The organism is Kitasatospora sp. NPDC101176, assembly GCF_044768035.1.
GTDB lineage: Bacteria > Actinomycetota > Actinomycetes > Streptomycetales > Streptomycetaceae > Kitasatospora.
In genome coordinates, this window is sequence record NZ_JBIWPA010000029.1 from 64,389 (window position 1) to 77,513 (window position 13,125).

The window sequence follows — 13,125 nt, forward strand, 5'->3', positions numbered from 1 at the left end:
GTGGCCGGCGGGGGTGCGGCCGCCCCGACGGTCGCCCCTTCGGTCACCACGGCGGCAGGTGGCGGGCCAGCAGGGCCGGCTGGGGGCTGCCGAGGGTGCTGAACAGCACCGTGGTGCCGAGCGCGTCCACCGCGGGTGAGCGGGAGGCGGCGGGCAGTTGGCCGCCGTCGGGGGTGGTGCTGACGCGCTCGACGCGGCCGGTCCACAGGTCACGGCGGAAGACGTCGGAGGCGCCGTTGGTGTCGCCGGGGACGAGGGTGTCGGAGTCGGAGGCGAAGTAGACCCAGCGGTCGTCCGCGGACATCACGGCGGTCAGGGCGTCGGCCGCCGTCACCGTCGTCACGGTGCCCTCCCGCAGGTCCCGGGCGTAGAGCCGGACGCGGACGGCGTCCTGTTCGCGGTCGAACACCCGGAAGAGCGCGTAGCGGCCGTCGGGGCTGAGCCGGGCGTCCCTGGCCGCGTCGCGCAGGGTGCCGGAGGCGTCGATGCTGGCGCCCTGGATCCGGCCGGTGCGCACGTCGTAGGAGTAGAGCGGGAAGAGCTGCCGGGCCGGCGGGGGCTTGGTGGTGGTGCGCGCCGCCGCGGCGGCGGGCAGCAGGTTCGTCGCCTTGGACCGGAAGGCGACGGTGAGGCCGTCCGTGCTGATCGAGGGCTCGACCGAGTCGCCGTCGGCGGGGGTCCGGTCGCGGCCGGCGCTGACCAGGCGGGTCGTCGCGGTGCGGCGATCGGCCAGGTGGACGTTCTGGACGCCGGGGCGGGCACCGGGAGCGAGGTCCGTGCGGTCCGAGGTGTAGGCGACGTAGCGTCCGTCGGCGCTGATGGCCGGGGCCTGGGAGTTGCCGCCGCCGTCTCCGGGGGTGACCGCCTCGGTGCGGCCCGTCCGGCGGTCGCGCACGTAGACGTCGAAGCGGCCGCCGCCCGGCTGCCCCGGGACGACGCCGGAGGCGTCGGTGCTGAAGGCCACGTACCGCCCGTCGGCGCTGATCGCCGCCTGGTTGGTCGAGCCGTTCAGCTGCGAGCCGTCGTCGGCGACGCTGACGCGCTCGGTGCCGCCGGTCCACAGGTCGCGGACGAACACGTCGTACAGGCGGTTGGTGTCGCCGGGCACCAGGTTGGACGCCAGGGAGGTGAAGAGCGCGTAGCGGCCGTCGGCGCTCAGGCCGAGCGGCTCGGACCAGTCGTCGGCCGGTGTGCCGTCGGGGGCGGTGTTCACGGTGACGGTGTCCCCCCGGAACGGGGCGGCCTGGGCCGGGACGTGGCACACGGCGGCGGCCAGCAGGGCGGCCGCCACCACGCCGCCCGTCCGTGGCACCCACCGGCGGCCGGTCACCGGACGGGCCCTCATGGAATGCTGCTTCACCCGGGATGTCCTCCCCTTCGCTCGGGCCGGCCGCCCCGCGCCCCCGTCGGCCGGCTGGAGGTGAGCCAACCGTCCGTCCGTGTACGGGTCAACAGGGCGGCCCCGCGGTGCGGTGCGATCGCGCCACGCTCCGGCCTGCGGCGGGGGCGCCCGGCCGACACGTCGGCGGACGCCACCGCCGGTCCGGGCGGTTCCCGGCGGGCATTCAGGTTTGGCCGGAGCGAGGGGCGGTACACGCGGGGGATGGCAGGGCCGCAGTAGACGGGTTCCGCCTCCCGGGACGGCCCCGGTCCGACCGCCGGACCAGCGGGTCGCCCCTCCGACAACCGTCCCCGCACCCATCGGAGGGCACCGTGATCGTCCTCGGCGTCATTCTGCTCATCGTCGGCTTCGTCACCGGAATCTCGTTCCTGTGGACCATCGGCGTCATTCTCCTGGTCATCGGCCTCATCCTCATGGTCGCCGGAGCCCTCGGGCACGCCGTCGGCGGACGCCGTCACTACTACTGATCCGTCCAGGCCAACATGCCCCGTCCGGTCGCCCTCCCCGGGTCGGCCGGACGGGCGTTCAGCGGACGGGGACCGCTGGTGGCATGGACGCGGCGGATCGGGTTAGACGAACGGGCGGAAACCGACCGCTCCCCGGAAAGGACCCCCCGTGACCGACCTGACCCGTCTTCCCGGAGCGCAGGAGCACCACTGGAACTGGCAGTTGGACGGTGCCTGCCGCGCAGCGGACAGCAGCATCTTCTTCCACCCCGCCAACGAGCGCGGCGTCGCCGCGACGGCGCGCGAGCGGGCGGCCAAGGCGGTCTGCGCCCGCTGCCCCGTCCGGGCCGAGTGCCGCCGGCACGCCCTCGCCACCCGCGAACGCTACGGCGTCTGGGGCGGTCTGACCGAGGACGAACGCCGGGCGCTGCTGTCGGGCGCCCCCTCGGCGGCCTCGGCCGCGTGAACGGAGGCCGCGGCCGCCCACGGCGGCGTCCGCGTCCGGCCCGGGGCGGCGCGTTTGGCCCCGAAGCGCCGGGGGAGACGCCCGGTCGAAGAGGGGAGGCCGTCGAGGAGCCGAGGAGGAGACGCTCGATGTCGAACGACGCCATCGTCCTGCTACGAGAGGACCACAAGGAGGCCCGCCGCCTGTTCCGCGCGTACCGCAGCCTCGCCGACGGCGACGGCCAGGACGGCCACGGCAACGACCGGGCGAGGCGCGAGGCTGTCGAGCGGATCGTCGAGGCGCTGACCGTCCACACCTACCTGGAGGACGAGCTGGTCTACCCCCGGATCCGCCGGGAGGTGCCCGGCCTCGCCGAGGAGATGGACCGCGCCAAGGAGGAGCACCACGTCGCCGACCTGCTCTGCGAGGAGCTCAGCCGGATGACGCCCGACGACGACGGCTACGACGCCAAGGCGGCCGTCCTGATCGAGGCCGTCGAACGGCACATCGCCCAGGAGGAGGATGACTGGTTCCCGAAGGTCCGGGCCGCGATCGGCCGCAACGAGCTCCGGGAGATCGGCGAGCGGATGCAGGCCGTGCGCGAGACCGCGCCGCGCCGCCCGCCCGGCGGGGGCGTGCTGCACCGCATCGCCGACGCCCTGGAGGACTGACGCCCCGGAGGACTGGCCCGGGCCCGCGCACCGAACCGGGCCCGGACGCCGTGGAGCAGCCCCCGGGCCGCGCTCACCGGCCGCCGGGACCCGCGAGCGCCCCGCTGATCCGCCGGGCCGCGAAGCCCGTGCCGGCGACGAAGCGCATCAGCGGCCCGAAGGTGTCCGCCGCCGACAGCCCGGTGAAGTAGAGCCCGAGCACCGACGACTGGAAGTCCCGGTCCAGCCGGGGCGCGCCCGTGGGGGCGCGGACGACCGCCCTGCGCAGTGCGGCGTCGAGCAGCTCCAGGCGGTCCACGTCGACCCGGTAGCCGGTGGCGGCCAGCACGTGGTCCGTCTCCAGCGGCTCGGGGGCGCCGCCCACCCGGAGCCGGACGACGCCGTTGGCGGACTCCGCGCCGTCCAGGGGGCGGCGCAGCAGCACCGGGACCCGGCCCTCGACGCGCTCCCGCAGCCACCACGCGCCGGAGGGCCCGAGTACGGTGCGGACCAGGCGGGACCTGGTGGCGTCCGGCAGGTGCCGGAAGGCGATCGGGGCGTGGCTCAGGGCGTAGTGGGACCAGCCGGGGCCGAGCGGGGTGCCCGGCTTGACGGCGCGCACCGGCAGCGGGCGGTCGCTGCTGAGCTCGGTGGCGGGAGGGTCGCCGAACAGCAGCTGCTCGGCGCGGGCGACCACGGTGGGCCGCGCGCCGTTCTCGTGCAGGAGCGCGGCGCTCTCCAGCGCCGACTGGCCGGCCCCGATCACCGCCACCCGCCGGCCCGCGAAGCCGGACAGGTCGGCGTGCGCGGAGGAGTGCGAGGCCAGGCCGCGCTCCTGCAAGCCGGCCAGGGCGGCCGGCACGCGGGCGTAGGGGCGCAGCCCGGTGGCCAGCACCACCGCCGCGGCGGTCAGCGACTCGCCGGTGTCGAGCGTGACGGCGAAGCCGTCCCGGTCGGCGGAGACCGCGGTCACCCGGGCCCGCTCCAGCGTCGGCACGAAGATCCGCTGGAACCACTCGCCGTAGGCGACGAACTCGTCGAGCGGTACCGGGTGCAGGTCCCCGCCGGACGGGCGCTGGTGGAGGGCCCGGAAGGCGGCCAGGCTGCCGTGGGCGCCGGGGTCGGAGATGGAGGACGCGGACGGGGTGGACTTCAGGAACATGCCCGCCGGCATCTGCAGCCGCCAGCTCTCCATGGGTTCGCCGAAGATCCTCGGCGGTACGCCCAGGGCGCTCAGGTGGGCGGCGGTCGCCAGCCCGTACGGTCCGGCGCCGATCACGACGACCGGCCGGCCCGCCGCCGCGCTCACGGCCCCGCCTCCGCTGGTGACTCGGTCCTTCGGGTCCGGGAGAGGCGTGGCATCGGTCCTCCTACGAGCGGCGGGACGGCTCCCGTCCAGGATGCGTCGAAGTCGGGGCGGGGGCATCCGGGTGCCCTGAGCTGGCGGGGGGCGCCGGGCCGGCCCCTCACGGGCCCGGGGCCGTAAGAGGGCCGAGCGTGCCCTCAGGGTGTTTCATGGTGATATGCCCGCTTCTCCCTCGGCGCCTCGTACCAGGACCGGGCGCCGCTGCGCGGAGGCCCCGACCGCTCCGGAGAGTCCGTCATGACGCTGCCCGTGCTGTCGGAGGTGACGACCGGGTTCCACTCCGCCGTGGGCGACCCGACCTCCGCACCCGTCCACGTGCTCCAACTGGACCTGGCCGTCCCGGGATCGCTGCGCGCCCCCGGCGGCCTGCCGCCGGAGAGCACCCACGGGCGCGTGCTGACCCTGGTACGACTGGACGGGCACCCCATCGGGTGGGTGCGCGCGACCGTGGACCACCAGGACCCGGACGACCTCTACCGGGCCCTGGCGGACACCGCCCGCCGGGGCTTTCCCGTACCCGCGCCCGCCGTGCCCGCCGTGGAGCTCGCCCACCGGCGCCCCGACGACGGGCCCCTGGTCAGCGTGATCGTGTGCACCCGGGACCGCACCCCGATGCTGGGCGCCTGCCTGGACTCGATCCTGCGGCTGCGCTACCCGCACCTCGAGGTCATCCTCGTCGACAACGCGCCGGCCAGCGACGCCACGCGCGAGCTGGTCCGCACCCGCTACGGCGACCGGATCCGCTACCTGAACGAGCCGGTGCCCGGCCTGTCCTGGGCCCGCAACCACGGGCTGGCCGCCGCCCGCGGCGAGATCTGCGCCTTCACCGACGACGACGTCATCGTCGACGACGCCTGGGTCACCGCCCTGGTGGACGGCTTCACCACCGACGCCCGCGCCGCCTGCGTGACCGGACTGGTGGCGCCCGCCGAACTGGACACCGAGGCGCAGCTGACCCTGGAGGCGTACGCGCCGGCGGGCCGCGGCTTCACCCTGCGGACCTGGACGCTCGACGGGACGGACACCGACGGACTGGCCCAGTTCTCCACGGGCCGGTTCGGCAGCGGCGCCAGCATGGCGTTCCGCACCGACGTGCTCCGCGGAGTCGGCGGCTTCGACCGGGCCGCGGGCGCGGGCAGCCCCGCCCGCGGCGGTGAGGACCTGCTGGCGTTCCAACAGGTCCTCACCGCCGGGCACACCGTCGTCTACCAGCCGGACGCCGTCGTCTGGCACCGTCACCGCCGCACCATGGACGCCCTGACCCGTCAGATCAGCGCCTTCGGCGTGGGTTTCGGCGCCTACCTGACCGCGGCGGTGATGCGCAGGCCCGGCCTGCTGCTGGTCCTGCTGCGCCGCCTGCCCAGCGGCGTGTGGCGCTGGCACCAGGCCGCCCGCAAGCGCACCCGGGGAGCCCCGCCCGGTTACCAGGGCGCGTTCCGCTCGCTCAAGCGGCTGGAGCGGCGCGGCTTCCTCTACGGGCCGTTCTGCTACCTGGTGAGCCTGCGCACCCAGCGGCGAGCCGCCCGGACGAGGGCCCCCGGGTGACGCCCGGGCCGGGGCCGTCGGCGCCACCACCCGACCCGCGCCGTGCCGACCCGTCACACCGCCCGCCCGCCGGCCCCCCGGGGCACGGCGGGCCGCCCGACCGCGCCGCGCCCGGGCGCCCCCCGCCGCGCGAACCCCCGGCGGGGGCCGGGCACGACGGGCCCACCGCCAGGGAGGCGCCGCACGGATCCACCGCCCTCCCGACCCGGACCCGCCGGCCGGCCCGCACGGGCAGGGCGCTGCGCCCGGCCGCCCAGGCCGACTCACTGCTGCGCAACGGCCGGATCCTGGCGGCCAGCGCGGTCGTCGCCGCCGGACTCGGCGCGCTGTTCTGGATGCTGGCCGCCCGTCACTACAGTGCGGCGACCGTCGGGCGCTACTCGGCGGTGCTCGCCGCCGCGACCTTCCTGTCCACCCTCGGCAGCCTCAACCTCGGCGAGGCGCTGGTCCGGTTCGTGCCCACCGCGGGCGCGGGCACCCGGTCCCTGGTGATCCGCTGGTACGCCATCAGCGCCGTGTGCAGCGTCCTGGCGGCGGTGGGGTTCCTGCTGCTCGTCCCGGTGATCAGTCCCGAGCTGGAGTTCCTGCGCGCCCCCGGGCTCGCCGTGTCCTTCGTCGCCGCCACCGCCGGCTACTCGGTCTTCGTCCTGCAGGACGGCGCGCTCACCGGGGTGCGCAGGATGGGGTGGGTCCTCGGGGAGAACACCGTCTTCGCCGTGGCGAAGGCCGTGTTCCTGGCCGGCTGCATCGCCCTCGACCTGGCCACCGGCATCCTGGTCTCCTGGGCCGCGGCGATGGTGGTCTCGATCGTCCTGACCAACGTCGTGCTGTTCCGCTGGGCCGTACCCGCGGCCCAGCGCGAGTACGAGGGCCGGGACCACGACGGCCCCGACCGGCCGCCGGAGCGGATGGCCCGCTGGGCGACGGCCGACTACGCGGGCAACCTCTTCGGCTTCGCCACCTCCGCCGTCCTGCCGCTGATGGTGCTCGACCAGGTCGGGCCGGGCCAGAACGCCTACTACGCGCTGGCCTACGTGATCGCCTCCACGCTCTACGTCGCCGCCTTCAGCATGGGGTCCTCCCTCGTGGTCGAGGGGGCGCGGGACCCGCACCGGCTCCGCGAGTACTCCTACCGCCTGCTGCGCCACTCCGCGGTGCTGCTGGCCGCCGCGGTGGCCGTGATCGTGGTCGCCGCACCGTGGGCCCTGCGGCTGTTCGGCCCGGACTACGCGGCGCACGGCACCACCGTGTTGCGGCTGATGGCGCTCTCCGCCGTCCCCAACGTGGTGGTCAACGTGGCGATCCAGGTGGCCCGGGTCCAGCGCTCCCTGCTGTGGATGATCCTGGTCCGGGCGGCCGTCGCGGTGCTGGTCATCGGCCTCGCCGCCGTGCTGCTGCCACGGCTCGGGCTGGCCGGGGTGGGGCTGTCCTGGCTGATCGCCGAGTGCGTGCTGGCGGTGCCGCTGCTGCTGCTGGTCCGTCGATGGCTGTCCCCGGTCCTGCCGGGCCGGCCCGAAGGAGGCTGACGGCATGGACCTCGGGCCCGCTCTCCCGGGTGGTCACGACGGCCCGTCACCGGGGAACGGCGTCGACGCCGCGGTGGGGGGCCGCCAGGGGCCGCTGGACGGCCGGACACCGGCGCTCCTGGTCAAGATCGGTCGCTATCCCCAGCACCAGGGCGGGCTCGGCGTGGTGCGCACCCTCGGCCGGGCCGGCGTGCCCGTGCACGCCGTGGTGGAACACCCCTGCACCCCGACCGCGGTGTCCCGCCACCTCTCCCGGCGGTTCGTCTGGCCCACCACCGGGCTGGAGAGCCCCGGGGAGCTGGTCGCCCGACTGCACTCCATCGGCCTGGCGATCGGCACGCCGTGCGTCCCGGTGGCCACCGACGACGAGGCCGCGGTGCTCCTGGCCGAGCACGCGGAGGAACTCTCCGACGTCTTCCTCCTGCCGCCCGTTCCGCCCGGCCTGCCCCGGAGACTTGCCAGCAAGGCCGACCTGTACGAGATCTGCCGGCGCCACGGCGTGCCCACGCCGCGCAGCTGTGCACCGGCCGGCCTGGAGGAGATCCTGGACTGCGGGCGGCAGTGGGGGTTCCCGCTGGTGCTCAAGAACCGCGAGGCGTGGACCAGGCTCGCCCGCCCCGCCGTCGAGGCCACCACGATCGTGTCCGACCTCGCCACCCTCCGGGCCGTGATGGCGCCGCGGGCCGGGCGCCCGGTGCTGGTCCAGGAGTACCTTCCGCCAGAGCACTGCGAGGACTGGTTCACCCATCTGTGCTGCGGCCCTGGCGGTGAGCCGCTGCTGGTCTTCACCGGGCGCAAGCGCCGCTCGTGGCCCCCGGACGCGGGCGTGACCACCCGGGCCTGCTCACTGCCGAACCCGGAACTGGCGGCCATGGCCACCGACCTCTGCCGGAAGGTCGGCTACGCCGGGGTGGCCGATCTGGACTGGCGCCTGGACCGGCGCGACGGGCGCTACAAGCTCGTCGACTTCAACCCCAGGACCGGCGCGCAGTTCCGGCTGTTCGAGACGGTCTCCGGCATCGACGTGGTGCGGGCCCTCCACATGTCGCTCACCGGCCTGCGGCCGCCCGTCGAATCCCAGTTGGTCCGGGACTACGGGCTGGGCAACCTCGACCTCGCGTCCGCCTCGGTCTGGGCCTGGCGGCACCGGCGGCTCCCGCCGCGGACCACCCGCCTGCCCGCCCGCACGGAACGCTCCTGGCTCGCCGCCGACGATCCCGCTCCGGCCCTGGTCGAACTCGGCTGGCTCGCGGGGTCGGTGGCGCGCCGGATCACGGCGCGGGCCGCCCGTCGGGCCCGGCGCACCGACCCGCCGCAGCCCTCCCTGACGGACGGCCCCTCCCCGGCCAAGCCCCACGGGGTACCGGGCGTGGCGCTCGACCGGCGCGGCCCGGGCCCGCGCCCCGCCGACGGACCCGCCCCGGACACCGGGGCGCAGGTGGAGGAGCCGTACGCCGAGCCGTGACCCCGGCACCGCCGGCGCTGGTGGGGGCGGCGCCGGCGAGGGCGGCGACGGTCGGAATCACGTCAACATCGTGTCCTATCGTCAACCTCGTGTCATCCCCGAGGGTGAACCCCGTCCGGACGGCTGCGCGGGTGCGGCTCGGCGCCCGGGTGGGGCCTGCGCTGCCGGCGCGCCAGGCGCGTGAGCTGCGGTGATGCGCCACCGACCTGCTGTTCGGCCCGTCCGGGCGAGCGGACGCGAGGCGTCGGCAGCCGAACCACGGGCCGGGCCCTCCGGGAGCGCCGGACGGCCCCCTCGGCCCTCCGGCGGCTTGATTTCGTCCTGGTGCCGTCGAACGCCGCCTGCCACTCTTGGCGCCGCCGAAGACGTCCGACGCCTCCCCGGTCCCCCCGCCCAGGCCGTCACAGGAAGCGAACGATGACCAGCCCGGAACCCGACTGCCACGCCGCGACGATCACCGCACGGTGCGGCCCCGCCTTCTCCCCGTCAGGGCGCTTCGCCGCCACGCTGGCCACCGACGACACCGGCCGCCCCGTCCTCGAACAGTGGCGGCTCCTGCCGACGGGAGCGCGCCTGCTGCGCTGCCACGCCTTCCCCGGCGCCACCGCCCGTGCCGCTCTGCTGCCCCTGGACGACGGGCGGGTCATCAGCTCCTGGCCGTCCGTCACGGGCCGGCGCCTGTACCTGCACGGCGACGCCGCGTGCGAGGGCGAGGGCACCGAGCTGGCGGGGTGGCCGGGGCGCGGGTTCCACCCCCTGCCCGCACCGCGGGGCACCGGCCTCCTGGCCCTCGCCGTCAGTCACGACCAGGACGGGAACTCGGTGCTCCACGGCCTGCGCGCCGGCGCGGCCGGCTGGCGGGACCTGCGCACCGTCCCCGGCGCCCTGGTGGGCGGACACCTCTCCGGGCGCCGGGTCCTCTTCACACTGAGGACCGCCGGCGGCCCGGGCGTGGTCGGGTTCGACCTCGCCCGCGGCACCCTCGGCCCGGCCGAACGCCTCACCTGCCGGCCGGCCCGGCTGCTGGCCGTCGGCGGCGGCCAGGCCCTCGTCGCCGTCGTCGAGGGGGCCGGCCACCGGCTCGGCATGGTCCCGGCCGGCGGGGGCGGGCTGCTGCGGCTGCTGCCCGACGCCTCGCCGCTGTGCCGCCTCACCGCCGCCCTGCACCCGGTGGCCGTGGACCCCTCCGGCACCCAGGTCCTGCACGTCGAGGTGCGGGGAGTGCGGTCCGGCCTGATCCGGCACTCCTGGGAGAGCGGCGAGATCCAGCGGATCACCGTCCCCGAAGGGGAGTTGACGGCGCGGTGCGCCTGGACCGCCAAGGGCGCCTGGCTGCCGCTGTCCACCCCGGACGAGCCGCTGGTCATCGCCGGACTGCCCCCGGACGGCGCCGCCCTGAGCGCCCCGGCGCCCCGCGGAGGCGTCGCCCACGTCCACCGCATCGCGGCGCCGACCTGCGCTCCGCGCCCCCGGGCCGAGGTCCTCCCGGGTGCGGTCGGCCCGGTGGAGGCGGTGGTCCACGGCCCCGACTGGCGGTCGTCCCGGCACGTCGTCCTCGCCCTGCACGGCGGCCCGGGCAGCCGCTGGACCCTGCGCCACGACCCGTTCCTCCGGTCCCTCGCCGCGGCGGGCGTCACGGTCGTGGCCCCCAACCAGCGGGGCAGCGCCGGCTACGGGGCCGGCCACGCGCTGGCCGTCGTCAACGCGTGGGGCGGGCCGGACCGGGCCGACATCGCGGCCCTCGCGGACCACCTCCGCCACGGCCGCGCCCCCGGCGCCGAACCCCCGGCGCTGTTCGGCGCCGGGTACGGGGGGTGCCTGGCGCTGCTGACCGCCGCCACCGACCTCGGTCCGTGGTCCGCCTGCGTGGCGTACGCGCCGTTCGTCTCCGGCCCGAGGCCGTTCGCGGACGCCGCGCCCGCCGTCCGCGACACCGTGTTACGGCTCGCCGGTCTCCGCCCCGCCGTCGACGCCATCGGCCCCCGGGACCTGGAGCGACTGGCCCCCGGCCTGCGGACCAGGGTGCTCGTGCTGCACGACGGCCTCGACGAGCCCGCCCCCGTCGCGCACGCCCGGGCCCTGGCCCGGTGCCTGTCCGAACGGGGTCGTGCGGGCGGGGAGTTCCGCTACGAGGAGCTGACCGCCGGAGGCCCCGGCGGCCCGGGCGGGGCGGGCCCCGACCAGGTCGCGGCCCGGGTCCTGCGGTTCCTGGCCGACGGCGGACCCGTTCCCGCCCGCCGGCCCGAACCGGCCCTCGGGCGGAGGTGAGACCGCGTCGTGGCACCCCGGTACCGGTGGCCGACGCCACCGGGGCCCACCATGCGCGGCCCTACGGCGCGGGCCACCGTACGGGCCCACGGCACGGGACCCGGCGCACGGGCCCCCGCGCGAGGCCCGGAGCGCTCCGCGCGGTGCACTTACGGCGTAGTCCCCGGGTACCGCCCCGGCGCCGAGGTTCCGCCCCGGGTATCACGGTTCGCCGCCGCGCCGCCGCTAGCGTGAGAGCAGGACGGCTGGTCGGCCCCCGGGCCGACCGTCCCACCGGGCCCCGGCCGGAAACTCCGGACCTCCCGGCGCCCCGCGGGCCGTCCGTGCTTGCGACCGGCACCACCGTCGACGGCATACGGAGGGCGTCATGAACACCGCGACCTGCCTGAACACGACCGGCCACGGGCTCGCCCGGACCGTCCGGACCCCCGGCCCCGCAGTCACGCCCGCCCCGTGGGCGGCGCGCGACACCCGGCCGATCCCGACACCACCGCTCGTGCAACCGCTCACGCCCCCCTTCACCACGGGCCCGGCGACGGCGGCCACCTGGACGCTCGGGGCGCCGGCATCGCCGCGCTGCGCGTGCCCCTGCTCCTGCCCGGCCGCAGCGCCGTCCGCACGGCGGGCCCCGCGGCCGGCCCGTCCGGTCCTGCCGGCGCCCGACATCGCCGGGGGCTCCCGCACCCGTCCGTCGCCGGACCTCCTCGGCATGCAGCGCCGGTGACCACGCGTCATCGGTGGGCGGGCGTTCGAGGCCGGGACCGACGGCCGGCCCCCGGTGCCGGACCGTCAGCAGCAGCGCCTGCCTGCGGACTCGCGGGCCGCGGGGGCCGACTCCGCCCGACGGGGCGCCCGCGCCGTCAGGACCGCCCACCGGGGAGTTCGAGGCCGTCCACGAGTCCGACCACTCCACCGTCTCGCTGATGGTCGGGTCGAAGCCCGGCCAGGGTGTGGGCGTCATGGTCACCCTGCCCTGCCCTGCCAGGCCCCGCCCGCCGGTGCGGCCACGCCCACCCCGACCGCCACGACCTGAGGCCGGCACGGCCCGCCCCCGGCGCAGGCTGTCCGGCTCGGTCACCGACCGCCCGGAGGGCCGGCCATGGCCCAGCGGATCGCACCCACCACGCCGCGGCCGAGCGGCCTGATCACCGCCGCCTCCCCGGGAGGAGCCGGCGGGATGCCGATCAGCCTTCGGTACCCGGCGGGCAGGAGGTCGACCGCGGCGGCGGCCAGCGCACCGTAGGCGGGGCGGGCCGGGAGCGGCACCGGCGGGTGCAGCAGGAGGAAACGGGCCGCCGAACGGGCCTCCGCGGTGGCCTCGAGCTCGGGGCCGTAGGCGCTCAGGCGGGCGTCGAGCGCGCTCCGGTCACGGGGCGGGTCCGCGACGCCCAGGGCCGCCGCCACCCTGGCCAGGTCGGCGACGTAGCCGTCGCAGCCGGCCCGGTCCAGCGGACGGGCGCCGTAGGCCTGGTGGGCGCGCAGGAAGCTGTCGGCCTCGGCGGCGTGCACCCAGGCGAGCAGGTGCGGATCGCCCGCCCAGTAGGCGCGGCCGTCGGCGGTGGTGCCGCGGATCCGTTCGTGCACGGCGCGGACCCGGTCCACGGCCGCCCGGGCGTCCCCGGCGGTGCCGAAGGTGGTGACGGCCAGGAACGTGCTGGTCCGCTGCAGCCGCCCCCAGGGGTCGCCGCGGTAGCCGGAGTGGGCGGCGACCGCCGCCATGGCCAGCGGGTGCAGCGACTGCACCAGCAGCGCCAGCAGCCCGCCCACGAACATCGCCGCGTCCCCGTGCACCGTCCGGATCGGCCGCGACGGCGCGAACCAGCGCGGCCCCGGGGTGTCGTGGATGCGGTGCCGCACGGCGGGCCCGTCGGGGCCCGCCACGCGCGCGAACAGTTCGGCGCCGAGCCGCACGCGCAGCCGGTCGACCGCGGTGTCGGCCCGGAGAGCGTCCATGACGGCCACGGTACGACCGGCGTCCCCGGTCATCAAGGCCCCGCCGGGCGGCGGAGCGG

10 protein-coding genes are annotated in these 13,125 nt (G+C 76.9%); 7 read left to right on the forward strand and 3 right to left on the reverse strand.

Translation table 11 applies throughout. From position 1 onward, the window contains the following. Positions 1-43: 43 nt before the first annotated feature. The gene (locus ACIRS1_RS30165; RefSeq protein ID WP_402845208.1) at positions 44-1,345 is read right to left on the reverse strand and encodes a TolB family protein; all 1,302 of its coding nucleotides are present in this window, start codon (positions 1,343-1,345) and stop codon (positions 44-46) included. Between the two features lie 368 nt (positions 1,346-1,713). Between ACIRS1_RS30165 and ACIRS1_RS30170 the strand changes: the two genes are divergently transcribed. The 3 genes from ACIRS1_RS30170 (at position 1,714) to ACIRS1_RS30180 (ending at position 2,964) form a co-directional block, all read left to right on the forward strand. After that, the gene (locus ACIRS1_RS30170) at positions 1,714-1,869 is read left to right on the forward strand and encodes a DUF6131 family protein (RefSeq protein ID WP_360219279.1); all 156 of its coding nucleotides are present in this window, start codon (positions 1,714-1,716) and stop codon (positions 1,867-1,869) included. Positions 1,870-2,017: 148 nt separating this feature from the next. Continuing rightward, positions 2,018-2,314, forward strand: coding sequence for a WhiB family transcriptional regulator (locus ACIRS1_RS30175; RefSeq protein WP_360219276.1), 297 nt, complete (start codon positions 2,018-2,020; stop codon positions 2,312-2,314). A gap of 128 nt (positions 2,315-2,442) precedes the next feature. Next, positions 2,443-2,964 (forward strand): hemerythrin domain-containing protein, encoded by a 522-nt coding sequence (locus ACIRS1_RS30180; RefSeq protein WP_402845210.1) that lies wholly within the window; start codon positions 2,443-2,445, stop codon positions 2,962-2,964. Between the two features lie 73 nt (positions 2,965-3,037). Here ACIRS1_RS30180 and ACIRS1_RS30185 read toward each other — a convergent pair whose 3' ends face one another. Next, entirely contained in the window at positions 3,038-4,252 is a 1,215-nt protein-coding gene (locus tag ACIRS1_RS30185) for an FAD-dependent oxidoreductase (protein WP_402845212.1), read from the reverse strand. 294 nt (positions 4,253-4,546) lie between these two features. On the opposite strand from ACIRS1_RS30185, the gene ACIRS1_RS30190 reads away from it, so the two are divergent. The 4 genes from ACIRS1_RS30190 (at position 4,547) to ACIRS1_RS30205 (ending at position 11,113) form a co-directional block, all read left to right on the forward strand. Then, positions 4,547-5,854, forward strand: a complete 1,308-nt coding sequence (locus ACIRS1_RS30190; RefSeq protein WP_402845214.1) for a glycosyltransferase — start codon at positions 4,547-4,549, stop codon at positions 5,852-5,854. Beyond that, positions 5,851-7,380, forward strand: coding sequence for a lipopolysaccharide biosynthesis protein (locus tag ACIRS1_RS30195; RefSeq protein ID WP_402845215.1), 1,530 nt, complete (start codon positions 5,851-5,853; stop codon positions 7,378-7,380). The genes ACIRS1_RS30190 and ACIRS1_RS30195 overlap by 4 nt, the downstream gene beginning before the upstream one ends. 4 nt (positions 7,381-7,384) lie before the next feature. Beyond that, the gene (locus tag ACIRS1_RS30200) at positions 7,385-8,845 is read left to right on the forward strand and encodes an ATP-grasp domain-containing protein (RefSeq protein WP_402845217.1); all 1,461 of its coding nucleotides are present in this window, start codon (positions 7,385-7,387) and stop codon (positions 8,843-8,845) included. 417 nt (positions 8,846-9,262) lie between these two features. Beyond that, positions 9,263-11,113 (forward strand): alpha/beta hydrolase family protein, encoded by a 1,851-nt coding sequence (locus ACIRS1_RS30205; protein WP_402845219.1) that lies wholly within the window; start codon positions 9,263-9,265, stop codon positions 11,111-11,113. A gap of 1,074 nt (positions 11,114-12,187) precedes the next feature. Here ACIRS1_RS30205 and ACIRS1_RS30210 read toward each other — a convergent pair. Then, entirely contained in the window at positions 12,188-13,066 is an 879-nt protein-coding gene (locus ACIRS1_RS30210; RefSeq protein ID WP_402845220.1) for an oxygenase MpaB family protein, read from the reverse strand. Positions 13,067-13,125: the final 59 nt, after the last annotated feature.